The organism is Haemophilus seminalis (genome assembly GCF_006384255.1).
In the GTDB taxonomy this organism is placed as follows: domain Bacteria; phylum Pseudomonadota; class Gammaproteobacteria; order Enterobacterales; family Pasteurellaceae; genus Haemophilus; species Haemophilus seminalis.
In genome coordinates this window covers 356,884-383,121 of the sequence record NZ_VCED01000002.1, presented here as the reverse complement: position 1 = coordinate 383,121, position 26,238 = coordinate 356,884, and the positions used below count along the sequence as shown (strand labels likewise).

Annotated in this window: 25 protein-coding genes; 7 read left to right on the top strand and 18 right to left on the bottom strand. The window is 39.0% G+C overall.

Going from position 1 to position 26,238, the window contains the following annotated elements; translation table 11 throughout:
* Positions 1-20 precede the first annotated feature (20 nt).
* On the top strand, positions 21-1,001 hold the full coding sequence (gene dusB, locus FE813_RS04255; RefSeq protein ID WP_139989556.1) for a tRNA dihydrouridine synthase DusB: 981 nt from the start codon (positions 21-23) through the stop codon (positions 999-1,001).
* Positions 995-1,294, top strand: a complete 300-nt coding sequence (fis, locus tag FE813_RS04250) for a DNA-binding transcriptional regulator Fis (protein WP_009500196.1) — start codon at positions 995-997, stop codon at positions 1,292-1,294. The genes dusB and fis overlap by 7 nt, the downstream gene beginning before the upstream one ends.
* Before the next feature lie 118 nt (positions 1,295-1,412).
* Here fis and glmS read toward each other — a convergent pair whose 3' ends face one another.
* The 13 genes from glmS to FE813_RS04185 all read right to left on the bottom strand — a co-directional run bounded on the left by glmS (position 1,413) and on the right by FE813_RS04185 (position 12,094).
* Positions 1,413-3,245: a glutamine--fructose-6-phosphate transaminase (isomerizing) gene (gene glmS / locus FE813_RS04245; protein WP_139989555.1), complete on the bottom strand. Its 1,833-nt coding sequence runs from the start codon at positions 3,243-3,245 to the stop codon at positions 1,413-1,415.
* Positions 3,246-3,299: 54 nt separating this feature from the next.
* Complete coding sequence (locus tag FE813_RS04240; protein WP_139989554.1) at positions 3,300-4,073, bottom strand: DeoR/GlpR family DNA-binding transcription regulator; 774 nt, start codon at positions 4,071-4,073, stop codon at positions 3,300-3,302.
* A 127-nt stretch (positions 4,074-4,200) separates the two neighbouring features.
* A complete protein-coding gene (locus FE813_RS04235; RefSeq protein WP_139989553.1) occupies positions 4,201-4,473 on the bottom strand; it encodes an HU family DNA-binding protein in 273 nt (90 codons plus the stop codon).
* A gap of 137 nt (positions 4,474-4,610) precedes the next feature.
* A complete protein-coding gene (locus FE813_RS04230) occupies positions 4,611-5,201 on the bottom strand; it encodes a YjaG family protein (protein ID WP_139989552.1) in 591 nt (196 codons plus the stop codon).
* Positions 5,202-5,210: 9 nt separating this feature from the next.
* On the bottom strand, positions 5,211-6,275 hold the full coding sequence (hemE, locus tag FE813_RS04225) for a uroporphyrinogen decarboxylase (protein ID WP_139989551.1): 1,065 nt from the start codon (positions 6,273-6,275) through the stop codon (positions 5,211-5,213).
* Entirely contained in the window at positions 6,276-7,076 is an 801-nt protein-coding gene (gene nudC / locus FE813_RS04220; protein ID WP_139989550.1) for an NAD(+) diphosphatase, read from the bottom strand.
* A gap of 67 nt (positions 7,077-7,143) precedes the next feature.
* Positions 7,144-7,740 (bottom strand): Fe-S biogenesis protein NfuA, encoded by a 597-nt coding sequence (gene nfuA, locus FE813_RS04215; RefSeq protein WP_139989549.1) that lies wholly within the window; start codon positions 7,738-7,740, stop codon positions 7,144-7,146.
* Positions 7,741-7,815: 75 nt separating this feature from the next.
* Positions 7,816-8,502 (bottom strand): ComF family protein, encoded by a 687-nt coding sequence (locus tag FE813_RS04210; protein ID WP_180978685.1) that lies wholly within the window; start codon positions 8,500-8,502, stop codon positions 7,816-7,818.
* Between the two features lie 12 nt (positions 8,503-8,514).
* On the bottom strand, positions 8,515-9,852 hold the full coding sequence (locus FE813_RS04205) for a type IV pilus secretin PilQ family protein (protein ID WP_139989547.1): 1,338 nt from the start codon (positions 9,850-9,852) through the stop codon (positions 8,515-8,517).
* Between the two features lie 9 nt (positions 9,853-9,861).
* On the bottom strand, positions 9,862-10,275 hold the full coding sequence (locus FE813_RS04200; protein WP_139989546.1) for a pilus assembly protein PilP: 414 nt from the start codon (positions 10,273-10,275) through the stop codon (positions 9,862-9,864).
* Positions 10,272-10,793 (bottom strand): competence protein ComC, encoded by a 522-nt coding sequence (gene comC, locus FE813_RS04195; protein WP_139989545.1) that lies wholly within the window; start codon positions 10,791-10,793, stop codon positions 10,272-10,274. Before comC ends, FE813_RS04200 begins: the two co-directional genes overlap by 4 nt.
* Positions 10,790-11,296, bottom strand: a complete 507-nt coding sequence (locus tag FE813_RS04190; RefSeq protein WP_139989544.1) for a PilN family protein — start codon at positions 11,294-11,296, stop codon at positions 10,790-10,792. Before FE813_RS04190 ends, comC begins: the two co-directional genes overlap by 4 nt.
* Entirely contained in the window at positions 11,297-12,094 is a 798-nt protein-coding gene (locus tag FE813_RS04185; RefSeq protein WP_139989543.1) for a type IV pilus biogenesis protein PilM, read from the bottom strand.
* 98 nt (positions 12,095-12,192) lie between these two features.
* Between FE813_RS04185 and FE813_RS04180 the strand changes: the two genes are divergently transcribed.
* Both FE813_RS04180 and FE813_RS04175 read left to right on the top strand, forming a co-directional pair.
* The gene (locus FE813_RS04180; protein WP_139989542.1) at positions 12,193-14,793 is read left to right on the top strand and encodes a penicillin-binding protein 1A; all 2,601 of its coding nucleotides are present in this window, start codon (positions 12,193-12,195) and stop codon (positions 14,791-14,793) included.
* A 72-nt stretch (positions 14,794-14,865) separates the two neighbouring features.
* A complete protein-coding gene (locus tag FE813_RS04175; protein ID WP_139989541.1) occupies positions 14,866-15,711 on the top strand; it encodes a 23S rRNA (adenine(2030)-N(6))-methyltransferase RlmJ in 846 nt (281 codons plus the stop codon).
* Between the two features lie 66 nt (positions 15,712-15,777).
* Here the strand turns inward: FE813_RS04175 and FE813_RS04170 are convergent, their stop codons facing one another.
* Entirely contained in the window at positions 15,778-16,119 is a 342-nt protein-coding gene (locus FE813_RS04170; protein WP_139989540.1) for a carboxymuconolactone decarboxylase family protein, read from the bottom strand.
* Between the two features lie 112 nt (positions 16,120-16,231).
* Here FE813_RS04170 and FE813_RS04165 point away from each other — a divergent pair, with 112 nt between their 5' ends.
* The 3 genes from FE813_RS04165 to FE813_RS04155 all read left to right on the top strand — a co-directional run bounded on the left by FE813_RS04165 (position 16,232) and on the right by FE813_RS04155 (position 20,223).
* The gene (locus FE813_RS04165) at positions 16,232-17,128 is read left to right on the top strand and encodes a cupin domain-containing protein (protein ID WP_139989539.1); all 897 of its coding nucleotides are present in this window, start codon (positions 16,232-16,234) and stop codon (positions 17,126-17,128) included.
* A gap of 78 nt (positions 17,129-17,206) precedes the next feature.
* On the top strand, positions 17,207-19,051 hold the full coding sequence (locus FE813_RS04160; RefSeq protein ID WP_139989538.1) for an ABC transporter ATP-binding protein: 1,845 nt from the start codon (positions 17,207-17,209) through the stop codon (positions 19,049-19,051).
* Positions 19,052-19,098: 47 nt separating this feature from the next.
* Complete coding sequence (locus FE813_RS04155; RefSeq protein ID WP_139989537.1) at positions 19,099-20,223, top strand: cytochrome-c peroxidase; 1,125 nt, start codon at positions 19,099-19,101, stop codon at positions 20,221-20,223.
* A 120-nt stretch (positions 20,224-20,343) separates the two neighbouring features.
* Here the strand turns inward: FE813_RS04155 and serA are convergent, their stop codons facing one another.
* The 4 genes from serA to lon all read right to left on the bottom strand — a co-directional run bounded on the left by serA (position 20,344) and on the right by lon (position 26,083).
* Positions 20,344-21,576: a phosphoglycerate dehydrogenase gene (gene serA / locus FE813_RS04150; protein WP_139989536.1), complete on the bottom strand. Its 1,233-nt coding sequence runs from the start codon at positions 21,574-21,576 to the stop codon at positions 20,344-20,346.
* A gap of 29 nt (positions 21,577-21,605) precedes the next feature.
* Positions 21,606-22,265 (bottom strand): ribose-5-phosphate isomerase RpiA, encoded by a 660-nt coding sequence (gene rpiA, locus FE813_RS04145; RefSeq protein ID WP_139989535.1) that lies wholly within the window; start codon positions 22,263-22,265, stop codon positions 21,606-21,608.
* 118 nt (positions 22,266-22,383) lie between these two features.
* Positions 22,384-23,535, bottom strand: a complete 1,152-nt coding sequence (gene hemW, locus FE813_RS04140) for a radical SAM family heme chaperone HemW (RefSeq protein ID WP_139989534.1) — start codon at positions 23,533-23,535, stop codon at positions 22,384-22,386.
* A 133-nt stretch (positions 23,536-23,668) separates the two neighbouring features.
* Positions 23,669-26,083 carry an endopeptidase La gene (gene lon / locus FE813_RS04135; RefSeq protein WP_139989533.1) on the bottom strand — a complete coding sequence of 805 codons (2,415 nt, stop codon included), beginning with the start codon at positions 26,081-26,083 and terminating at the stop codon, positions 23,669-23,671.
* Positions 26,084-26,238 lie beyond the last annotated feature (155 nt).

The window sequence follows — 26,238 nt, the reverse complement described above, 5'->3', positions numbered from 1 at the left end:
TGCTAGGAAGGTAATGTAAAATGCGAATCGGTTCATACCAATTAAGAAATCGTGTTTTACTTGCACCAATGGCGGGTATTACCGACCAGCCTTTCCGTCGTCTTTGTGCATATTATGGTGCTGGGCTCACATTTTCAGAAATGATGTCCACAAATCCGCAAGTTTGGCATACCGAAAAATCCAAATTGCGTTTAGCACATAGCGAAGATTTAGGTCTCAATGCCGTGCAAATTGCAGGTAGTGATCCACTCGAGATGGCGCAAGCTGCGGCTATTAACGTGGAATATGGCGCACAAATCATTGACATTAATATGGGATGCCCCGCCAAAAAAGTAAATCGCAAACTCGCAGGCTCTGCATTGTTGCAATTTCCAGATTTGGTGGAAAAAATCTTGCGAGAAGTCGTGTCCGCCGTCAATGTGCCGGTGACCTTAAAAATTCGTACAGGCTGGGATAAATCTAATCGAAACTGCGTTCAAATCGGCAAAATTGCAGAACAATGTGGCATACAAGCATTAACGGTGCATGGTCGTACACGAGCTTGTCTTTTTGAAGGCGAAGCGGAATATGACAACATCAAAGCCGTTAAACAAGCAATTACCATACCGGTTATAGCCAATGGTGATATTGATTCTGCTCGGAAAGCAAAATTCGTTCTCGATTATACCGGAGCGAATGCCATTATGATCGGTCGTGCTGCCTTAGGTAACCCTTGGTTATTTCAAGCTGTGAAAAACCTAATTGAGCATGATTCGATAAGCCAAATGCCAAGTTTAAACGAAAAGTGCGGTCAAATTTTGCGTCATATTCAAGAATTACATCAATTCTATGGCGAACAAAAAGGCTATCGCATTGCGCGTAAACACGTGGCTTGGTATTTACAGGGAATTCAACCTGATTCCGTTTTTAAACAGACTTTTAATGCAATTAGTGATCCAAAAGAGCAACTTATTGTATTGGAAGATTTTTTCAATTTAATTTTGGATAAAGAAAAATGTTAGAACAACAACGTAATCCTGCTGAAGCCTTAACGGTATCAGTATTAAATGCGCAATCACAAGTGACCAACAAACCATTACGCGATTCAGTAAAACAAGCATTGCGTAATTATTTAGCGCAATTAGATGGTCAAGATGTGAATGATCTTTACGAATTAGTATTAGCGGAAGTTGAACACCCGATGTTAGATATGATTATGCAATATACTCGTGGTAATCAAACCCGTGCAGCAAATATGCTTGGTATCAACCGTGGTACATTACGTAAAAAACTAAAAAAATACGGTATGGGCTAAGTTATACGTTTTTTTAGATAGAAAAGGGCGAACATTTTTATGTTCGCCCTTTTCATTGCATCTGATAAAGCACAAGCTATAACCTGTGCTTTAAATTTATCTTAAAATCAACCGCACTTTATTCTACGGTGACGGATTTCGCTAAGTTACGAGGTTGATCTACGTCAGTACCTTTAATTAAAGCTACATGATAAGAAAGCAACTGCATTGGGATGGTATAAAAAATCGGTGCAACGATATCATTGACTTTCGGCATCGTGATGATTTTCATTCCTTCACTTGGTGTAAAGCCTGCTTCTTTATCGGCAAATACGTATAATTGGCCACCACGAGCACGAACCTCTTCAATGTTCGATTTTACTTTCTCTAATAATTCATTATTTGGTGCCACAACAATTACCGGCATATCGGCATCAATCAACGCTAATGGACCATGTTTCAATTCTCCAGCCGCATACGCTTCAGCGTGAATATAAGAAATCTCTTTCAATTTCAAAGAGGCCTCTACGGCAATTGGATAAAATGCACCACGACCTAAGAAAAGTGCATGATGTTTCTCAGCAAAATCCTCAGCCAATGCTTCAATTTCTGTATCGAATGCTAACGCTTTTTCAATTTCAGCAGGTAAAGATTGCATTGCTTTGATAATCTCGTGCTCTTTTTCTGCAGAAATATGTCCTTTAACTTTACCAAGTGCCGTTACCAACATTAATAACGCAGCGAGCTGGGTCGTAAATGCTTTTGTTGATGCAACCCCAACTTCAACACCGGCACGCGTCATAAATGCAAGATCTGATTCGCGTACTAGCGAAGATCCAGCAACATTACAAATTGTTAATGCCGCCATATAGCCCTTTTCTTTCGCTAAACGAAGTGCAGCTAAAGTATCTGCTGTTTCGCCAGATTGAGAAAGTGTAATCAATAAGCTATTTGGACGTGTAACAAATTTGCGGTAACGAAACTCTGATGCAATTTCCACATCACAGCTCACACCAGCCAAAGATTCAAACCAATAACGCGCCACCATACCTGCATTATAGGATGTACCACAAGCAACAATTTGAATATGCTCAACTTTTTCTAAAATGCCTTTTGCACCATTACCGATTGAATCGACAATCACATTTTCATGATTGATACGTCCTTCCATTGTATTGATAAGTGCGGTTGGCTGTTCGTAAATTTCTTTCTGCATAAAATGACGGAATTTACCTTTCTCTGCCGCGTCATTTTCAAGATTAGATTCGTGAATTTCACGATCAACTTTCTTACCGTAAGTATCATAAATATCAACTGTACGACGTGTAATTTCTGCAATATCCCCTTCTTCTAAAAAGATAAAACGGCGGGTAACACTTAAAAGTGCAAGTTGATCTGAAGCTAAGAAATTTTCACCAATACCTAAACCAATCACTAGCGGACTACCAGAGCGAGCTGCAACTAAATGTTCAGGATGGCGACTATCCATTACTACCATACCATATGCGCCCGTGAGTTGTTTTACTGCTTTTTTCACAGCTTCTAAAAGTGAATCCGTGCTACGCATTTCCCATTCGACGAGATGAGCAATCACTTCAGTATCTGTTTGTGATAAAAATACATAACCACGAGATTTTAGTAATTCTCGAAGTTCTTCATGATTTTCAATAATACCATTATGTACTACGGCAAAGGTACCTGACACATGTGGATGAGCATTGGTTTCCGATGGCTCACCATGCGTTGCCCAACGAGTATGCGCAATCCCTGTACCGCCAATCAATGGTTTCTTCGATACAGCCTCGTCTAAGGCCTTAACTTTACCTAAGCAGCGCACACGTTGTAATTCATGATTTTCATTTACCACTGCTACGCCTGCAGAATCATAACCACGATATTCTAAACGATGTAAACCATTAATTAAGATTTCCGCTACATCACGTTGCGCTACCGCGCCGACAATACCACACATAAGCTTTCCTTATTGTTCATTAAATAAAAAATACGTCTAATTTTTAACCGCACTTTATACGCAAATTACTTCTACGCCATGAGCTAAAATGGCTTGTTTATCTTGTTCTGATAATCCCGTATCAGTAATAAGCACATCAATTTGTTGCCAAGTTAATTCTAAATTGGGCATTTTCCGACCAATTTTCTGAGATTCTACCATCACAACAACTTCGCGAGAAACTTCCGCCATCACCTGACTTAATCCTACAAGTTCATTAAAAGTCGTAGAACCTCTCGCTAAATCAATGCCATCAGCACCAATAAAAAGTTGGTCAAAATCGTAAGAACGTAGCACCTGCTCAGCTACTTTTCCTTGAAATGATTCCGAACGAGTATCCCAAGTTCCTCCTGTCATTAGCAACGTTGGCTCATTTTCTAATGCTCTTAATTCTGTTGCCACCGAAAGTGAATTCGTCATGACCACTAAGCCTTGTTTTAAGTTAAGTTGCTTAATCAAAGCCGCCGTAGTACTACCGCTATCTACGATAATACGGTTATGATCACGAATACGTTCGGCAGCGGCTTTCGCGATGACAAACTTTCGTTTCGTAAGTTCATCATTTTCATTCTCATCAATAATTTCTTTTGGCATTAAAATTGCGCCACCATATTTACGCAATAAAAAACCATTTGTTTCTAGCGCACTTAAGTCTTTCCGAATAGTCACTTCAGATATATCAAAAAGTTGCCCCAGCTGTTCTACACTCACTTCACCTTGTTCTTGCAAAAGTTGCATAATAGTATGGCGACGTTGTTTAGTATTACGAGGCTGGCTACTTTTTTTCATAAAGCTATCCTTAGATACAATAAATTTCGGTTCGAAAGTTTATTTAAAGAATATTGTTTTGTAAAGTAAATTTTAGTCAACAAAAAACCCTGCTCATTGGCAGGGTTTAAAATCATTCAAATATTAATTATTTGATTGCATCTTTTAATGCTTTACCAGATACAAACGCTGGCACTTTAGATGCTGCGATTTTAATTTCAGCACCAGTTTGTGGGTTACGACCAGTACGTGCAGCACGTGCATTTACTTTGAATGTACCGAAACCGATTAATTGTACAGGTTCACCTTTTTTGAGGCTTGCAGTAATCGCTTCTAAAGTCGCTTCTAACGCAGCTTTAGATTGTTTTTTGTTTAATTCTGCAGCGCTTGCAATTGCATCAATTAAATCTGTTTTGTTCATAAATTTGTACCTTCTGTTAAATAAAAATTTGACTCTTCAAAATATGCCTGCGGGCTAACCACAAAAGCTGTGCAAAGGATAATCTAACTTACGATGAATTAAAAGCAAGATTTTTAAAAATTGTGACAAATCTCACGTTATTGATGAAATTCTATACCAATATTAGAGATCCCCTCGGTTCGGATCTCGTTTTTTAAATCTAAAATTAATTCAATATCACGTTTTTCACATTCTTTAAGTAAACGATAAACTTGCCATTGCACATCAAGTTCAGCTTGAATATCTTCACTTTCTTTAAGTTCGCTGTCCGACCAATCTCGCCCTGTTTCAGTTTCCAATAAACTTGTTACCGTACCTAAAGAAATTAAACTCATTTCCACCGCTCTTTCTAATGTTTCACCCGCAATAATAGCATGTAAAATTTCAGCTAAAGCCTGACAAGCATCTAACGCCGGCACAACACCAAAACTCTCGTAATCATTCACATCAGGAATAATCGTTTCCAATTTCTCCAGCTGATTTTCAAAGTTGATCTTGGCATCTTTAGCCGTTAAATATTCCCACACCAAATTGAGAATATTTTGATACGTTTTGGCTTCAGCGCTAAGCTCGTTCATTTGACAGAACAATTTAAAATTTGGAGCCATACGTTCACATAAAGCAGCCATAAAAGTAAGATGTTGCCAACTTTCTAAATTCTCCAAACGTTTATGAATTGGATTTCGCATGATATTCTCTTATTTATGATAGATTCTAGAATAATGGTGCACCGCATCTACAAAAACTTTAGGCGCATTTTCTGGTACATCTTGATGAATTCCATGCCCAAGATTAAATACATGACCACTTCCAGTACCAAAATCAGCTAAGATTGACTGAACTTCTTGTTCGATACGCTCTGATGATGCATACAACACGCTTGGATCCATATTACCCTGCAATGCAACTTTATGCCCTACACGTGCTTTAGCATCAGCAAGATTCACTGTCCAATCTAATCCAATCGCATCACATCCGGTATTAGCTATGGCTTCTAACCATAAACCACCACCTTTGGTGAACAATGTGACAGGTACTCGACGACCATCATTCTCACGAATCAATCCATCTACAATTTTATGCATATACTGAAGAGAGAAATCTAAATATTCTCTATGTCCCAACACTCCGCCCCAAGTATCAAAGATCATCACAGCTTGAGCGCCAGCCTTAATTTGAGCATTCAAATAAAGCGTGATGGAATCAGCTAATTTATCGAGTAATAAATGAAGTGTTTTCGAATCAGAATACATCATTTTTTTAATTTTTCCGAAAGTCTTACTTGAGCCACCTTCTACCATATAAGTAGCTAATGTCCAAGGACTACCAGAGAAACCAATAAGAGGGATCTCGCCTTTTAGCTCACCACGAATTGTGCGTACAGCATTCATGACATATTGAAGTTCTTCCTCTGGATCTGGAATTGGTAAATTTTCTACTGCGCTTTTACACTCAATTGGTCGGGCAAATTTAGGACCTTCCCCCGCGCCAAAACTTAAACCTAGCCCCATAGCATCTGGAATAGTCAAAATATCAGAAAATAAAATCGCAGCATCTAAATCATAACGACGAAGCGGTTGGAGCGTCACCTCACAAGCTAAGTCAGCATTGCGACAAAGTGACATAAAATCTCCTGCTTGGGCACGCGTCGCTTTATATTCAGGCAAATAACGTCCAGCTTGACGCATCATCCAAACAGGGGTGTAATCCACTGATTCACGTAATAAAGCTTTTAAATAACGATCATTTTTTAATACTGACATTTAGATTTCCTTCTGATTATCCTCTGCTCGACAAAGCTCAAGCGTTGTATGTATAAGTTTATGTGCGATAGTACCTGTTGGCGGTAATTCTGGCAAGGGTTGATCATAAGAAAACCACTGCGCATCATGAATTTCACTTTCCTGCAAAGTAATTTCACCTCTCTCATAATCAGCAAGAAAACCGACCATTTGAGAATTCGGAAATGCCCAAGGCTGACTACCAAAATAACGAATATTTTTTATCAAAATCCCTGTTTCCTCAAAAACCTCTCTCCGCACTGCTTGTTCAAATGTTTCACCGACTTCTACAAAACCAGCAAGAGTGGTATACATTCCTCCGTTCGGGTGATAATGACGCTTGTGATTTGCCAATAGAATTTCATGACCGCGTCGAACCGCTACAATAATGGATGGGCAAATTACAGGATAAGTTCGATACCCGCAGTGAGTGCATTGCACGGCAAGCTCTTCTTGAGTTTGTTGTGTTTTATGACCGCACTTTCCACAGAATTTATGAGTTTTCAGGAAATGATTAATTTCCACACCTCGGCTTAATACATGGAATTCATCCTCCGGCAGTGAAAGTAATCCACGCAAACTTACATATTCCCGTTCATCACTTTCTTGCTCAGCCACAAGCCACAACGGATGATTTTTCCATTCACCGATTTGCATTGCCTGCAATCCTTCCATTCCAAGCGTTTTAGCCATACCACAAGGCAACTCATTATTCAGTAAATAAAGATTCGAACCTTGAGTAAACAACCAATAACCAAAATCATTTGGATGAAGTGTTTTCATTTTTTACTCCATAAAAATAACCGCACTTTCAAAGTGCGGCTATTATAAATCTTCTTTTTACCACTCACTAATAATAAGAGTGTTCTCCACGCTGATGTTCGGTTACATCTTTTGCACCTTTTAATTCATTCGGGAATAGGCTAATAAGTTGTTTTTCTACGCCATCTTTTAACGTAACATCCACCATTGAGCAACCATTACAACCACCACCGAATTGTAAAATTGCGTAACCATCTTCAGTAATTTCAATTAAGGTGATACGTCCACCATGACTTGCAAGCTGTGGATTAATTTGAGTTTGAATCACGTATTCTACGCGTTCAATTAATGGGGCATCATCAGCCACCTTACGCATTTTGGCATTCGGTGCTTTTAAGGTAAGTTGTGCACCAAGCTCTTCGGTAACATAATCAATTTCTGCTTCTTCTAAGAAAGGCAGGCTGACCTCATCAATAAATGCAGAAAAAGTATCGTATTTCATTTCAAAATCACTTTCTTCCACGGCATTCGGTGGGCAATAAGATACACCACATTCCGCGTTAGGGGTGCCAGGATTAACGACGAAAATACGAATATTCGTTCCTTCTTCTTGCGTGTCTAAAAGTTTTCGAAAATGCGCTTGTGCGGCATCAGAAATATCTATTTGCTGGGTTGCTTGTTCCATAATTATGTCCTAAATACTTGAGAGAAAGTATCAGGAATAATACGCTCATCGCGCTTTTTTTTCCAGTGCTTTATATTAAGCCCGCGCCAGCCCCCACACTTGGATCTCCTCCACATCTAATTTTCGCAACAATTTTGAGATTTCATTGAGTGTAGAACCAGTAGTAATTACATCATCCACCAGCGCGACACGACGATAAGGAAATTCATTTTTCGAAACAACAAGAGAAAAGGCATTTTTTAAATTCTGACGACGATCTTTCGCACTCAAACCACGTTGAGTATGGGTATGTTTCACGCGCTTTACGATATTGTTCAAATTAGGAATACCCAGCCAACGACTTAATTGCTGAGATAATAAATCTGCCTGATTATAACCTCGTCTCCACTGGCGAAAATGATATAACGGCACTGGAATGATTGCTTCTGGCAATTTAAGTTGATGCGTTCGTTTAGCATCTCGCACCGCAAGATATAAAAGTCGAGCTAAAGTGCGGTCAATCCAAAATTGATTTTGAAATTTAAAACGGTGAATCAATATAGAAAGTGGCTCAACATAATGCCCAATAATGACCATCTTATCCCAGCTAGGTTCTTGTTTAAGGCAATTACCACAATGCTGCGCATAATATTGCAATTCTGCACCACAATGACCGCAATAAGGAAAAGATTTAATTTGTTTTTGGCAACATGAACATAACCCATTTTTTGCGATATGAAGATTACCACAGCAGTGGATACAGCGAAAATTAAAAAAATTCATCATCTAAAAAAGTTATTTTTTACCCGCACTTTTTTGTTTCAACGCCTCTAACGTTTCTCCCGCTTTTAAAATATGCGGTGTCACAAAAATCACTAGCTCACGTTTTTGATGTCGTTCACTTTCTTTACTAAACAATCGTTTAATGCCAGGTATATCGCCAAGTACTGGCACTTTATCTTCGCTTTTTGTTATCGTATCGTGGAACACACCACCAAGCACAATAGTTTCCCCATCTTTGGCAAACACCTGAGTATTAATTTCTTGCTTATCAATAGAAACCACCTCGTTTTGTCCATAAGCGACACGAGAACCAGGTGAGTTTTGGCTCACTAATAAATCAAGCAAAATATTGTTATCTTTAGAAATATGTGGCGTCACTTCCAAACCAAGTACTGCCTCACGGAATTCCACAGATTGTGTATCGTTACGAGTATTACTCACAACATAAGGAATTTCTGTACCCTGTTTAATGCTCGCACTTTTCTTATTGGTAGTTAGTAAGCGAGGACTTGCGATAATTTCTACATTATTTTCACGCTCCAAAGCGCTCAATTCTAAATCGAGCAATCGCCCATTAATTTTCGCGACTTGTAATGCTATCGAGCCAGCAGGTGTCGTTGTTGTCGCAAAATTTACATTAAGATTATCCGCAATATTTTCAAAGCCATTGCCTGCGAGACTACCTGCTACACGCCCAGCATTTTCCGTTGGATTAAAAATCCCCCATCGAACGCCAAGTTCTTTCAAACTCTCATCTGTTATCGTCACAATACGCGCTTCAATAGCAATCTGCTCAATAGGCTTATCCATTTCAGAAATTAATTTTTTAATATTTTGCACAGAACGAGGTTCATCCTGAATAACCAGTAAATTACTGCGATCATCAAAGGTAATGCTCCCAGCGGGAGAAAGCAAAGAGCCACTTCCTGTAGTTAAAGATTTCATTAATTCAGAGGCTTTAGCAAAATGGAGTTTTACCGTATGGCTCACTAAGTGCGGTTCATTTGTAGTAAGATTTCCTGTAACTTGACCTTTGCCTGATAGCCCTCCATTCAGATAGTAAATACCCTCATCTTTATTCAAAGTAAGTTTCTTACTTTTAGCGATTATTTGTAGCAAACGTGGCATATCAATATTATCTAATTTCAAAGAAATATTGCCTTCTAGCGTCTCATCCATCACTAAATTGACATCATGTTGAAAAGCTAATTGCTCCAGTGTTTGGGCTAAAGGCGCTTGCGATAAACGAATAAAAAAACGTTCGTTATCTGTTTTAGGATTAGCAAAAACGATTAATGGCAAACAAAAACACACTAAAAAACAACCGCACTTTAAAAGATATTTCTTCATAATCTTCCTTTAAAAACTTAATTCTTTCTGTTCAGCGCTATCACATTGCTCACCTAGTTTACGCATAAATTTCACTTTATTTTGATGAATTTTTTCCACTAGATAACCCTCTTTAGCCACATCAACGCCCTCTAAAACGCTGTAAATTTGCAAATCCTGATCCAGCAATAACGCAAACGCTTTATCTTTAGAAATCACTACACCCACCAATTTTAAAGCGTTCAAAGGAATTTCAGATGCTTGGCGATTTTCATCTGCTCCGCATAGATTATTAGGTACATCTGAGGAAATTATTTCTGTCTGTTCCATTACTGTTTGTGCGTTATCAAACTGAGAACGAGTACGCTGTGTTTTATCGAAAGGATCTTGTCCCCAACTACAATTCATAAAAAATAATGCAATCAGATAAAACCAATACTTCATTTTGCCTCCTTATCTAGCTGAAAAATGATCTCGGTTTGCAATGGGCTGTCTTCGGGTTTCATAAATTGCAGCCGACTTACAGAAAGCTGTGACGTATTAGCTAAAAGCGCGGTTAAAAATGTCTTCGTTTTTTCAAAATGCCCAGTAAGCTGTAAATGCAAAATAGGCTGTTGCCCCATTTCCCAACGTAAATTCTGAGATAAACCGTTACGCGCAGCTAAACGTTGAATTTGTTTATTCAAAGGCATAATTTGCGCAGCCAGTTCTGAAGAAAGTTTTCGGCTTTCCGATTGCTGCTGTAAAGAGGTTAAAATTTTCTGTTGATGCAACAATTCTGACCTTTTCCCTGCTAATTCACTTTCGGTTTCATGGAAACGCGAGCTCCCCTCGATATAATCTAAAATGGGGCGAAAAATCACCGCACTTAATAACAATAAAAAAGTTAAACCGTGCACATAAAAAGGCTGACTCAGCCATTTTCCAAAAGGAGTAAAAGGATCGTTAAAAAAGGCTTTCACTTTTCCTCTCCTTGTTCCATATCAAAGCGAAAAAACAATGTATGTTGTTCAGGCTGAACCTGACTTAATTTCACATTGGGAAAATGTTTATTTAAAAATTGATGTACCGATTCAAATTCTGTTTGATCTTGTGCTCGACCTTCCAAACTTAAGTTATAAGCATCTTGTTTAAATCGATTTAATTCGCCTTTCTGAAGAGGCAATTCACTTAACCGCTGCAAACTATTTTGAACTTGCCCATTCGTGAGAGATTGCAAAACTTCACCAACTCTCACCGCACTACGTAATAGATCAATTTGAGTGGTAGTTTTGTGAAATTGCTGATTGAGTTGCTCAAATAACTTTTGCTGCACCTGCAAATTTTGTTTCTGTTGTTCAATCAAATGGCTAAAAGCCAAGGTTAAATTGATCGCAAGTAAGATAAATAAAGCGAAATAAAAAACTAAACGACGTAAACGCTTTTGATGTTGATAAGTACGCCAAGGTAATAAATTCATCGACATTTAGTTACCCATTTTTTGTTGATGTAAATCTTTCTGCCACAACGCATTGCCAAGCGCGATAAAAGGTAAATCCGTTTCTACTCGCTGCCAGTTTTCTGGTAATGGCGTATGACGTGAAGGAATTTGATACACAAAAATTCGTTCAATTTGTCCATCAAAACGTTCGGTAAATTGCTCATAGAGTACGGTCAAATTTTCGTGAGATTGTAAAATTTGCGATTGCTGAGATCTTTCACAAATCGCCAAACAATAGTCATCTTCTTGAAATAAAAACAAGATATTTTCTGACCGCACTTGTTCATTCAACAAATATTGAAATGCACGCAAGATGCTATGAGGAACAACATCTAACACATTAATTTTAAATGGTTGAAAATCTTGCAAATAAGTTTGCGCACTCGCTTCTCGAATTGCCGTAATCTCTAAACGAAAACCTTGCTTTAACGGAGTAGAAATATAATCAAACCACAATTCCTCTAAAGGAATGGGCAGCTCTTTCTCAATCACAAATTTACATTGTTGATGACATTCTTGCGCATTTAATATTTGCGGCAACATTAATACTTTCGACCAAATCAAGTGAACGGAAATGCTTGCCACAAACTGCAAAGAAAAGGTTTTCCCTTGATATTGTGTTTTTAAATGTCGCAAAAAACGATTTTTTAAATCGCTATCATTGATAGACGCTTGATAACATTGTGGCTGTTCAAGTTCATCAAACCACACTAAATCAAAATCACCTTGCTTACGGTGAATACCAATTTGTAAAGTGCGGTGATTTTTCCGAGAGAATTGCATATTCTTTCCTATTCTTTAAAGGCTGAATCTTTTATACTTAGCAGCCAAATCATAGGTCTCTTGACAAGAATATTCATTAACGAAGCGAGAATTTTACGATGCGGATCGCAAAATTAATATTTAGTACCCTATTAACTTTATGTATTTTAGGTTTAGCCGCAGGCGGAATGCTGTATTTCCACCTAAAATCAGAATTGCCCTCAGTAGAAGCATTAAAAACCGTTGAATTACAACAGCCAATGCAGATTTATACGGCCGATGGTAAATTAATTGGTGAAGTGGGTGAGCAACGACGTATTCCAGTGAAATTAGCTGAAGTACCACAACGCTTAATTGATGCATTTTTAGCGACGGAAGATAGCCGCTTTTATGATCACCATGGCCTCGATCCTATCGGCATTGCGCGCGCATTATTTGTTGCAGTGAATAATGGTGGCGCATCACAAGGTGCAAGTACGATCACCCAACAATTAGCACGTAACTTTTTCTTAACTCCAGAAAAAACTATTATTCGTAAAGCACGTGAAGCCGTACTTGCGGTAGAAATTGAAAATACCCTCACTAAACAAGAAATCTTAGAGCTTTATTTAAATAAAATCTTTTTAGGCTATCGTTCTTATGGTGTTGCGGCTGCTGCACAAACCTATTTCGGTAAATCATTAAATGAATTGACGTTATCGGAAATGGCCATTATCGCAGGCTTACCAAAAGCACCTTCAACCATGAACCCACTTTATTCTTTAAAACGTTCAGAAGAACGCCGCAATGTGGTGCTAAGCCGAATGTTAGATGAAAAATACATCAGCAAAGAAGAATATGATGCTGCATTAAAAGAGCCTATCGTCGCCAGTTATCATGGTGCAAAATTTGAATTTCGGGCAGATTATGTCACTGAAATGGTGCGCCAAGAAATGGTTCGCCGTTTTGGTGAAGAAAATGCCTACACCAGTGGTTATAAAGTATTTACCACTGTACTTTCAAAAGACCAAGCTGAAGCTCAAAAAGCCGTACGTAACAACTTAATTGATTACGATATGCGTCGTGGGTATCGTGGTGGTGCGCCTTTATGGCAAAAAAATGAAGCTGCTTGGGATGATGAACGTATTCTAGCGTTTTTACGTAAATTGCCAGATTCTAACCCATTTATTCCAGCTGCCGTGGTTGGAATGGCAAAAGGTGGTGCGGATCTATTATTAGCATCAGGTGAAAAAATGACGCTATCTACTAATGCAATGCGTTGGACTGGCAGAAGTAATCCTGTAAAAGTAGGTGAGCAAATTTGGATTCGTCAACTCACTAATGGTGAATGGCAATTAGGACAAATTCCAGCAGCTAACTCTGCATTAGTATCACTTAACTCAGATAATGGTGCGATTGAAGCCATTGTTGGTGGCTTTAGCTATGAACAAAGTAAGTTCAACCGTGCAACACAATCCTTAGTTCAAGTGGGTTCTTCTATTAAACCATTTATTTACGCAGCGGCATTAGAAAAAGGTTTAACACTTTCTAGCGTATTACAAGACAGCCCAATTTCTATTCAAAAACCTGGACAAAAATTGTGGCAACCAAAAAACTCACCTGATCGTTATGATGGCCCAATGCGTTTACGCGTAGGATTAGGTCAATCCAAAAATATGATTGCTATTCGTGCTATCCAAACGGCAGGTATTGATTTCACAGCAGAATTTTTACAACGTTTTGGTTTTAAACGTGATCAATATTTTGCAAGTGAAGCCTTAGCACTTGGCGCAGCCTCTTTCACGCCATTAGAAATGGCTAGAGCTTATGCGGTATTTGATAATGGCGGTTTCCTCATTGAACCTTATATCATTGAAAAAATTCAAGATAACGCGGGTAAAGACTTATTTGTTGCAAACCCTAAAATTGCTTGTATTGAGTGTAATGATATCCCTGTGGTTTATGGTGAAACCAAAGACAAAATCAACGGCTTTGCAAATATTCCTTTAGGCGAAAATGCCTTAAAACCATCAGATGACAGCACAAACGGTGAAGAAGTTGATCAACAACCTGAAACTGTACCTGAACTGCCAGAATTACAATCAAATGTAACCGCACTTAAAGAAGATGCGATTGATTTAATGGCAGCAGCAAAAAATGCCTCGTCGAAAATAGAATATGCACCACGTGTCATTAGTGGCGAGTTAGCATTTTTAATCCGCAGCGCCTTAAATACGGCAATTTATGGCGAACAAGGTTTAGACTGGAAAGGCACCAGTTGGCGCATTGCACAAACCATTAAACGTAGCGATATAGGCGGAAAAACAGGTACCACCAACAGTTCAAAAGTGGCTTGGTATGCAGGATTTGGTGCAAACTTAGTAACCACAACTTATGTCGGATTTGACGACAACAAACGTGTACTCGGGCGCGGAGAAGCGGGTGCGAAAACAGCGATGCCAGCTTGGGTCGCTTATATGAAAACTGCATTGAGCGACAAACCTGAACGTAAATTACCGTTACCACCAAAAATTATGGAAAAAAGTATTGATACGATGACTGGGTTGCTTTCTCCCGCTGGTGGACGTAAAGAATATTTTATTGTAGGTACTGAACCGACACGTACCTATCTTTCGGAAATGCAAGAGCGTGGTTATTATGTTCCTACGGAGTTACAGCAACGCTTAAATAATGAAGGCAATACGCCAACGCCTGCAGCACAACCAGAAGAACTCTTCTAAAAATGACCGCACTTTAGTGCACAATCAGGCGAGTCAATTGGCTTGCCTTCGTTATTAAACAAAGGATATATTATGCTGAGTTATCGTCACTCATTCCATGCGGGCAATCATGCTGATGTCTTGAAACATATCGTCTTAATGCTCATTTTGGAAAATCTTAAACTCAAAGAAAAAGGCTTTTTTTATTTGGATACGCACTCTGGTGTAGGTCGTTATCGTTTATACTCAAACGAATCAGAAAAAACGGGAGAATATAAAGAAGGTATTGGACGCTTGTGGGATCAAACAGACTTACCCGAAGATATTGCTCGTTATGTAAAAATGATCAAAAAACTCAATTATGGTGGCAAAGAACTACGTTATTACGCTGGCTCACCGTTAATTGCTGCTGAATTGTTACGCCCACAAGATCGCGCACTATTGACTGAACTTCATCCTAGCGATTATCCAATTCTTCGAAATAATTTTAGTGACTACAAAAATGTCACCGTAAAATGTGACAATGGCTTTCAACAAGTCAAAGCAACACTACCACCAAAAGAACGCCGTGGCTTGGTGCTAATCGATCCGCCTTATGAATTAAAAGAAGATTATGATCTTGTCGTCAAGGCTATTGAAGAAGGCTATAAGCGTTTTGCCACTGGCACTTATGCGATTTGGTATCCTGTTGTATTACGCCAACAAACTAAACGTATTTTTAAGGGCTTAGAAGCAACGGGAATTAGAAAAATTCTAAAAATTGAGCTCGCTGTTCGCCCTGATAGCGATCAACGAGGTATGACGGCAAGCGGTATGGTAGTAATTAATCCACCTTGGACATTAGAAACCCAAATGAAAGAAATTTTGCCTTATCTCACAAAAACATTAGTTCCAGAAGGTACAGGAAGCTGGACGGTCGACTGGATTACACCGGAATAGAAAAATGAGCATCACCAGAAGATAACGCTCATTTTAATCAACTTAACTCTATGGAATGACGGGTAATTAACCTTTCTGTACGTTATATGCTTCCAATGCACGCAAAGAATAAGTATAAGCGGCGCCTGCATTTAATGCGATAGACATTGCTAATGCTGCTGCTACTTCAGCTTCTCTTGCGCCAGCCTTTACAGCTTCTTCTGCGTGTACGCTAATGCAGCTTTCGCAACGAGTCGTTACAGCAACGGCTAATGCGATAAGCTCACGAGTTTTATCGTCAAGCACGTTGCCTTCTGCCGCTGCTGCGCCTAATGCTTGGTAAGCTTGTAACATTTTTGGATATTGTTTACCTAACGCACCAAATGATTTTTTAACGTGTGATGTTTCTTCTTTCCAATCTGCAAACATAATGTTCTCCTAAATATATTGAATTAATAACGAAACTGGTGTGGCAAATTATAGGCAGATTGGATTATGATACTTGCTTATTTATCTCAATTTTTATCGCTAACATCTCATTATGGATTATTTAGATAAACTCACCCATTTAGCACAAGTGCGTGGGGAAATTAATATTCGCTGTGAATTTCAAGGTGAATGGCAAGTCGCCCATCAAGAAAAAGATGCAGGAAAAGGAGTATTCCATCTTATTGAACAAGGCGAATGCTGGCTTACACTCGGGCAAAAGCAATTTCATTTAAAGGAAGGTGATATCTTTTTCCTTCCCCAAAATCAACCGCACTTTATGCGTCATTCGTCTGATAAAACAAAGGACGCATCATTGAAAAAAAGCTGGCAAGGTGCATTTGAATTATATCAAGTAGGGCAAGGCACGCCTGATTTAAAAATGTTCTGTGGGGCGTTTTATTATCAGCAAGATGCACTCCTCACCGCTTCTATGCCTGAATATTTGCATCTCAATTTATGCGATACACCGATTCATCCTTTGGTTCAACTTTTTCTAAAAGAAGCACAAAAAAACGATGTAGGTACAAAATCTGTCGTCGATGCACTTTCGAATGTGCTTTTAATTTATATTTTACGCCATGCGATTCAAGAGAACTTAATTACAGGCGGTGTGCTACTCGCGTTGCAAGACAAGCGATTAAATGCGGTGCTAGGTGCGATATTACAACGCCCTCAAGAAGATTGGCGAATTGAACAATTAGCCGATCTTTCTGCAATGTCTCGAGCAAACTTTATTCGTGTTTTTCAACAACAACTTGGTATGTCGCCAGGGCGTTTTATTACTCAAGTGCGGTTACAATCTGCGGCATTTTTATTAAAGCAATCCCAACAATCCGTACTTGCTATTGCTTTAGAAGTTGGGTATCAATCGGAGGCGCATTTTAGTAAAGCCTTCAAGAATTACTACCAACTTTCACCAAGCCAATACAGAAAATCTGCTAGCCTATAAATTGGAGAATTTTTGCGCTATAATCGCCAAGTTTTTTGAAAGGCAACGTCTGTTGCCTTTTCTTTTTAAGGAAAAGATATGTTTAACAAAATTTTTTCATGGTTTGAAAACCGTTTAAATCCTTATCCAGAAGGTAATCCAACAACACCTAAAAAAGGCTTATTGCGCTTTATTTGGTCTAGCATTGAAGGAATGAAAGGCTGGATTCTCTTACTGACAGTGCTAACGGTTGGTACTGGTGTAATGGAAGCCGTATTATTCCAATTTATGGGAACGCTTGTAGATTGGTTAGGGACATTCACGCCTGAGACATTATGGCAAGAAAAAGGCCATTTATTAATTGGCATGGCTGCCCTATTACTTATTAGCATCGTGTGGGGATTTTTAGCCTCTACCGTACGTTTACAAACCTTACAAGGTGTATTTCCAATGCGATTACGTTGGAATTTCCATCTTTTAATGCTTGGACAAAGTTTGAGTTTTTATCAAGATGAATTTGCTGGCAGAGTATCTGCCAAAGTAATGCAAACCGCACTTGCTGTTCGTGATACGGTACTCACACTTGCGGATATGTTTGTATATGTCATCGTATATTTTATTACATCAGGATTAGTTCTCGCAGCATTAGATTCTTGGTTCTTACTGCCATTTATTGCTTGGATTACGATTTTTATTTTTATCCTACGAACCCTTATTCCTAAACTATCAAAGACTGCTCAACGACAAGCGAACGCACGTTCTTTAATGACAGGACGCATTACAGATGCTTATTCCAATATTGCTACAGTAAAATTATTCTCTCACGGTTCGCGCGAGGCAGCTTATGCCAAGCGTTCCATGGAAGATTTTATGGTCACAGTGCACGCCCAAATGCGCTTAGCCACATCACTGGACACTCTCACCTATACAGCTAATATTTTACTTACACTAAGCACCGCCGTACTCGGCATTATTTTATGGAAAAATGGGCAAGTTGGCGTGGGTGCAATTGCAACGGCAACGGCAATGGCATTACGCGTAAACGGGCTTTCTCGTTGGATTACGTGGGAATCTGCCCGTTTGTTTGAGAATATCGGAACCGTAAACGACGGAATGAATACTTTAACTAAACCTCATACCATTGTAGATAAACCACGAGCATCGCCGTTACAAGTGAAGCAAGGGGAAATTAAATTTAACGATATTACCTTTGGTTATGATCCGACAAAACCATTACTCAATCATTTCAATCTCACCATCAAACCAGGTGAAAAAGTCGGACTAATCGGTCGTTCTGGTGCAGGAAAATCTACGATTGTAAACTTATTGCTGCGTTTCTATGAAGCACAACAAGGCGCGATTACCATTGATGGGCAAGATGTACTAGATGTGCAACAAGAAAGTTTACGACGCCAAATCGGTTTAGTGACTCAAGACACTTCTCTGCTACACCGCTCTGTTCGTGATAATATTATTTATGGACGCCCTAATGCCACAGATGAAGAAATGGTTTTAGCTGCTGAAAGAGCTGAAGCTGCTGATTTCATTCCATTTCTCACTGATGCTCAAGGCAGAAAAGGCTATGATGCCCATGTGGGTGAACGAGGTGTAAAACTTTCAGGTGGTCAGCGTCAGCGCATTGCTATTGCCCGTGTCATGTTAAAAGATGCACCAATTCTATTGTTAGATGAAGCCACAAGCGCACTGGATTCAGAAGTAGAAGTGGCGATACAAGAAAGTCTCGATAAGATGATGGAAAATAAAACAGTGATTGCCATTGCTCATCGTTTATCCACCATCGCCGCAATGGATCGCCTGATTGTGCTTGATAAAGGACAAATTGTTGAACAAGGTACTCATGCTGAATTACTGGAGCGCAATGGACTATATGCAAAACTATGGGCTCACCAAAGCGGTGGATTCTTGAGTGAACATATAGAATAAAACCCAAAGTGCGGTTTGTTTTTTACCTATTTTTTATTGGAGTCTAAATGAAAAAATTATTACTTCCTATGTTAATTCTCCCCACTCTATGTCTAGCACAGGAAAAAAAAATCGATCCTATTTTACTCGGTCTTGGAGAAGTTTTCTTTTTTGATAAATCCCTCTCTCATAATAAGACCCAATCCTGCTCCACTTGCCATATGCCAGCAGCAGCCTTTGCTGACTTGCGTCAAAATGACATCGCTCATATGGTCTCTCAAGGAGATGATCCAACAAAATTTGGTAACCGTAACACGCCAACTGCACTTTATGCTAAGTATTCACCTAGCTTCCATTTTGATGAAAAAATTAAAGATTATGTGGGTGGACAATTCTGGGATGGTAGAGCAAAAGATCTTGCTGAACAAGCTGGAGGTCCGCCATTAAACCCTGTAGAAATGGGCATGAAAGATAAAGCAGATGTAGTAAAACGTATTGAAGAAAATCAAGCCGTGAAAGATTACATTACAAAATATTTCGGTGCCGAAATATGGAAAGATAATCAGAAAATATATGCCATTATGGAACAAGCATTAGCTACTTTTGAACATTTAGATTTATTTAACCAATTCAGCTCAAAATACGACCGCACTTTAGCTGGAAAGGATACCCTCACAGAACAAGAATCTTTAGGAAAAGCATTATTTTTTGATAAAGAAAAAACAAATTGCAGTAATTGTCATCAATTACAGACAGACGATCACGAAGAAGAAACTTTCACAAACTATCGTTATTTCAATCTTGGTGTTCCTAAGAATGAAGCCTTAATTGCACATAATAAATTAGACAATAACTGGATTGATAATGGATTGCTCGATAATCCAATGGTAAAGGGGGATGAAAAACAAAAAGGAAAATTCAAAGTACCCACACTCCGTAATGTCGCAGTTACTGCACCTTACATGCACAATGGAGTATTTAAAAAACTTCGCACCGTATTATTATTCTTAGATAGCTACAATAACCCTGCACGAAAAATTAATCCAGAAACCAGTAAGCCCTGGGATTTGCCCGAATATGCACCAACTGTAAGCCACGACGCGCTTAAAGGAAAACCATTAACTGATACAGAAATTGATGCACTAGAATCTTTTTTAAAGACCTTAACGGATGCACCTTATGAAAGAAATTAAGAAGACTAGACAATTTTTAATTAAATTGAATCCATCCTAAAATCTAGGCTCTCCTTTACTTAATCTAGCGAGTAAAATAAATAACCCAACTTGTCTCATATAAGTTGGGTTATTTTCTAACTAATAAAGTACTCTCGCACGAATTGTGCCATAGATTTCCTTCAATTTTGTCAGTAATGGCGATGCATCATTCGTTTCTACATCCACGACAACATAACCAATTTTCGGGTCAGTTTGTAAATATTGCGCGGCAATATTGAGGTTAGCTTCGACGAAAATTTGGTTCAATTTGTTCAATATACCAGGACGATTTTCGTGAATATGCAATAAGCGTTTTGTTCCCTCGTGCTCTGGTAAAGATACTTCAGGGAAGTTGACGGAAGAAAGCGTAGAACCATTGTCTGAATATTTGACAAATTTGCCTGCCACTTCAAAACCGATATTTTCTTGTGCTTCTGCTGTTGAACCGCCGATATGTGGTGTCAAAATAACATTATCAAATTCGCGTAACGGTGAGACAAATTCCTCGTTAATTGACGCAGGTTCAATTGGGAATACATCAATTGCGGCACCGTGAATTTTCCCGTCTTTTAAGGCTTGAGCGAGCGCATCAATATCTACCACTGTACCACGCGCGGCATTGATCAAAATTGCACCTTGTTTTAATTGTGAGATACGCTCAGCATTCATTAAGTTTTTGGTAGATGGCAACTCTGGAACATGTAATGAAATCACATCGCAAGAACTGAGTAATTCTTCAAGGCTACGAACCTGTTTGGCATTGCCAAGCGGAAGTTTATTTTCGATATCGTAGAAATACACATCCATGCCTAATGATTCCGCAATAATACTTAATTGTGAACCAATGTGGCCGTAACCAATAATTCCAAGTTTTTTACCCCGCACTTCATGAGATCCAGTCGCTGATTTATTCCAGACACCACGATGCACCTCGGCATTAGCCCGGGGCACATTGCGCATGAGTAATAAAATCTCACCTAATACAAGTTCTGCGACGGAACGAGTGTTTGAGAATGGAGCATTAAATACAGGGATTCCACGTGCTTTTGCCGCATTTAAATCCACTTGGTTGGTGCCAATACAGAAACATCCCACTGCGATTAATTTGGGTGCAGCTTCAATCATTTCTGCCGTTAAATGGGTGCGAGAACGTAAGCCGATAAAGTGTGCATCTTTAATGGCTTCTTTTAATTCATTACCATCTAGTGCTTTTTTATAGTAATCAATATTGGTATAGCCTGCCGCATGGAGCGTATCAAGTGCGCTTTGATGCACACCTTCAAATAATACAAATTTGATTTTTGATTTGTCTAGAGAGACTTTGTTTGTCATGTTTGCTTCCTTATGATTTTTATTATGAATTAGTCAATAATTTTGGCGCCTTCAGGCGTACCGACGATCACAACGTCTGCGCCACGTAACGCGAATATCCCATTAGTGACGACACCCGCAACGTTGTTTAATTCTTTTTCCATTTCGACTGGATTTAAAATAGTGAAGTTGTGCACATCTAAAATCACATTGCCGTTGTCAGTCACCACACCTTCACGATATTCAGGGGCGCCTCCAAGTGCGGCTAATTTTCTGCCTACTTGTGAACGAGCCATTGGAATAACTTCAACTGGTAATGGGAAGGTCGAACCTAACACATCCACTTGTTTACTAGAATCCACAATACAAATAAATTTTTTCGCTAAGGCAGCGACGATTTTTTCACGAGTGAGCGCTGCACCGCCGCCTTTAATCATCATTTTTTGTGGATTGATTTCATCCGCACCATCCACATAAATATCTAAGCTAGAGACATCATTTGCATTAAATACTTCGATACCTTGTTTACGTAATAATTCTTCTGATGCTTTTGAAGCCGCTACTGCGCCTTGAATTTTATCTTTGATTGTACCTAAAGCCTCAATAAAGCAGTTCACCGTGGAGCCGCTTCCCACACCAACAATTGTATCAGCTTTTACATATTCTAATGCGGCTTGTGCGGCGAGTTTTTTCATTTCTAATTGATTCATTTCTTTTCCTTATTTTAATAAGTGAACGATTGCTTTACTTTATTACGAGAGTATTTAATAAACAAGTGTAATTTTCCGAGCAGATGTTTTTCGCAAGCAGTGCCATTTCATGTTTTGGCTACTCTTCTATTAAAAATAATTCTAAGAGTTCATTAAGAAATAATTTGCCATGCTCAGTGATTTGCCAATAATCAGAGTTTTCCACAATATAGTTTTGTTGAATGGCAAAATCAATTTGATTTTTCACCGCACTTTGCGATAAACCTGTGTAATCTTCAAATTCTTGTTTGGGTACCGCTTCTAACAAACGAAAGCGATTCATAAAAAACTCAAAAGGGCGGTCTATTTCTGGCACGTTTTTTTCTTCGTAAAGATATTCGCCACGCAAATAACCTTTCGGGTGCTTGGTTTTAGAAAATCGGGTAATCTTGCCATTAGGGAAGGTCAGTTTTCCATGTGCACCACAGCCAATGGCTAAATAATCCCCAAACCGCCAATAATTCAAATTATGTTTACATTGAAAACCTGTTTTTGCGTAAGCTGAGATTTCATATTGCTGATATCCTGCTGTGGTTAAAAGTTGGTGGCCTTGCTCAAAAATATCCCAAAGTTCATCATCATCCGGTAATTTAGGTGGGCGGTAAGCAAACATCGTATTTGGCTCAATAGTCAGTTGATACCAAGAAAGGTGAGGAGGAGATAACTCAATAGCTTGGCGAAGATCATCTAAAGCCTCTTCCAACGTTTGGTTTGGCAAACCGTGCATTAAATCCAAATTGAAACTTTTTAGCCCAGAAACTTTCGCTAAATTGACCGCACTTTTTGCCTCTGCTGCATTATGAATTCGCCCAAGACGCTGTAATTTGTCATCATTAAAACTTTGTATCCCCATAGAAATTCGCGTAACCCCTGTGGATACATAACCTTTAAAACGTTCAGCTTCTACCGTGCTAGGATTAGCTTCTAATGTGATTTCAATATTATCTTCAAAATCAATCTGCGTTTTTATTTCTTTTAAGAGATACGCAATGCTTTCTGCAGAGAATAAACTTGGCGTACCGCCACCTATAAAAATTGAATGGAGTTTTCGCTGTTGAATAGAATCTTTAAAGCGCTGTAAATCGGCCTGCAGATCTTTCAGAAGGTGATGAATATAGTCTTGTTCTGGTATATCGCCTTTTTGTGCGTGCGAATTAAAATCGCAATAAGGGCATTTTTGAACGCACCATGGAATGTGTACATAAAGGGAAAGTGGAGGAAGTTTGAGCATGCTGTTATTAACAAGTTTTAAATGTGAGAACAGTTGAAAAAGTACAAATTAACGTTGTGTAAATATGAAATCTTAGCTGACATTGTGAATGTTGATAAAAAGGGCCTGTTTTCACAAGCCCTAAAACATTCAATTAATTGACCGCTCTTGTTGTCTTACTGATCGCTTTACGGCGGGGTGATTTTGTCGCTTTAGCTTCAACTCTGACAAACTCAATGCCTTCAGGCGGATTTTCCAATGCAAGACCAAGTACTTCATCAATGGTTTCTACCGCATGAATCGTAAGATTTTGTTTCACGTTTTCTGGAATTTCTTCGAGATCTTTAACGTTCTCTTTTGGAATTAATACGGTTTTAATTCCGCCACGATGTGCCGCAAGAAGTTTTTCTTTTAATCCCCCGATTGGTAATACTTTACCGCGTAAACTGATTTCACCTGTCATGGCTACATCCGCACGTACAGGATTACCTGTTAAACAAGAAACTAATGCAGTACACATTGCAATACCTGCACTCGGACCATCTTTTGGTGTTGCACCATCTGGCACGTGAATGTGAATGTCGCGTTTCTCATGGAATTCAGAATTGATACCCAATTTTTCGGCACGTGCGCGCACAACCGTCATGGCTGCTTGGATGGATTCTTTCATCACATCACCTAATGAACCAGTGTATGTGAGTTTTCCTTTACCGACAACGGAGGCGGTTTCAATAGTGAGTAAATCACCGCCCACTTCTGTCCAGGCTAGACCTGTCACTTCACCAATTCGGTTTTGTGTGTCGGCTTTGCCAAATTCAAAGCGTTTGACACCAAGATAATCGTGCAGATTATCTGAATTTACCGTGATAGATTTAAGTTTTGGATTTACTAATAAATTTTTCACTGCTTTACGGCAGATTTTTGAGATTTCACGTTCTAATCCACGAACGCCCGCTTCACGTGTGTAATAGCGGATAATATCTAAAATTGCACTTTCTTCGACGGTAAGTTCGCCTTTCTTCAAACCATTACGTTCAATTTGTTTTGCTAATAAATGGCGCATCGCGATATTAAGTTTTTCATCTTCTGTGTAACCAGAAAGACGAATAACTTCCATACGATCTAACAATGGACCAGGAATATTCATGGAGTTTGAGGTTGCCACAAACATCACATCAGAAAGATCATAATCCACTTCTAAATAGTGATCGTTAAACGTGGTGTTTTGCTCAGGGTCAAGTACTTCAAGCAATGCTGATGCTGGATCGCCTCGCATATCGGAGGCCATTTTGTCGATTTCATCAAGCAAGAATAATGGATTTTTCACCCCCACTTTTGCCATTTTTTGAATTAATTTACCTGGCAATGCACCAATATAGGTTTTACGGTGGCCACGGATTTCTGCCTCATCGCGAACACCGCCTAATGCCATACGGACATATTTACGACCAGTGGCATTGGCAATAGATTGACCAAGAGAAGTTTTACCTACGCCTGGAGGGCCAACTAAGCAAAGAATGGGGCCTTTCACTTTGTTTAAACGTGCTTGTACTGCAAGATATTCAAGAATACGTTCTTTCACTCGTTCTAAACCATAGTGATCGGCATCTAATACTTGTTGTGCTTTTGAAATGTCTTTTTTCACTTTAGAACGTTGATGCCAAGGCACTTGGAGCATCCATTCAATGTAGCTACGAACAACGGTCGCTTCAGAAGACATGGCTGACATCATTTTGAGTTTTTGTAGCTCATTTTCCACTTTATTGCGCACATCTGCTGGCATACCAGCCGCTTCTACTTTTTGACGAAGTTGTTCAACTTCATCAATCGTATCCTCACTTTCACCATCATCCATTTCTTTACGAATAGCTTTAATTTGTTCGCTAAGATAATAGTTGCGCTGGCTTTTCTCCATTTGTTTTTTTACTCGGCCACGAATACGTTTTTCTACTTGAAGAATATCAGCTTCCGACTCCATTATACCGAGCAAAAACTCTAAGCGTGCTTGCACATCAACAATTTCCAATGCATTCTGTTTATGGTGCACTGCAACTGGCAAATGTGCCGCCATCGTATCAGCAAAACGATCTACATTATCAATACGTTGAATAGCATTTAATATATCAGCAGGTACCTTTTTATTCAGAGTAAGATAATTTTCAAACTCAGACAACACCGTACTTCTCACGACATGTAATTCTTTCTCATCAGCATAAGTCGTTTCGATAGGCGTTATTTGAGCAGAAAAGCATTTCTCACCATCTTCAATACTCAAAATTTTTGCACGTTGCTGACCTTCAACTAGCACTTTTACTGTACCATCAGGTAATTTTAGTAATTGAATAATGTTAGCAACGGTACCCACATCAAATAAATCTTCAGGGGTAGGTTCTTCCAAATCGGCTTCTCTTTGAGATACCAAAAGAAGCTGTTTATCATCGTTCATCGCTTCTTCAAGGGCATTAATTGATTTTGCACGCCCTACAAAAAGTGGCATCACCATATAAGGGAAAACGACGACATCGCGTAATGGTAATACGGGCATCGTACGTTGGGTATTCTTCGCCATAATTTATCTCTCTTAATTCTTTCCGATAATTTAGGTAAATATTGGGGTAGGGAAAAAGGAATTCAAGGAAAAGATTATAACAAAATCTGAGTTGTAAAGTGGGTTTTAAACAAAAAAGAATTTTGGCAAATGAAGTGATAATCGCTAAAATGGCT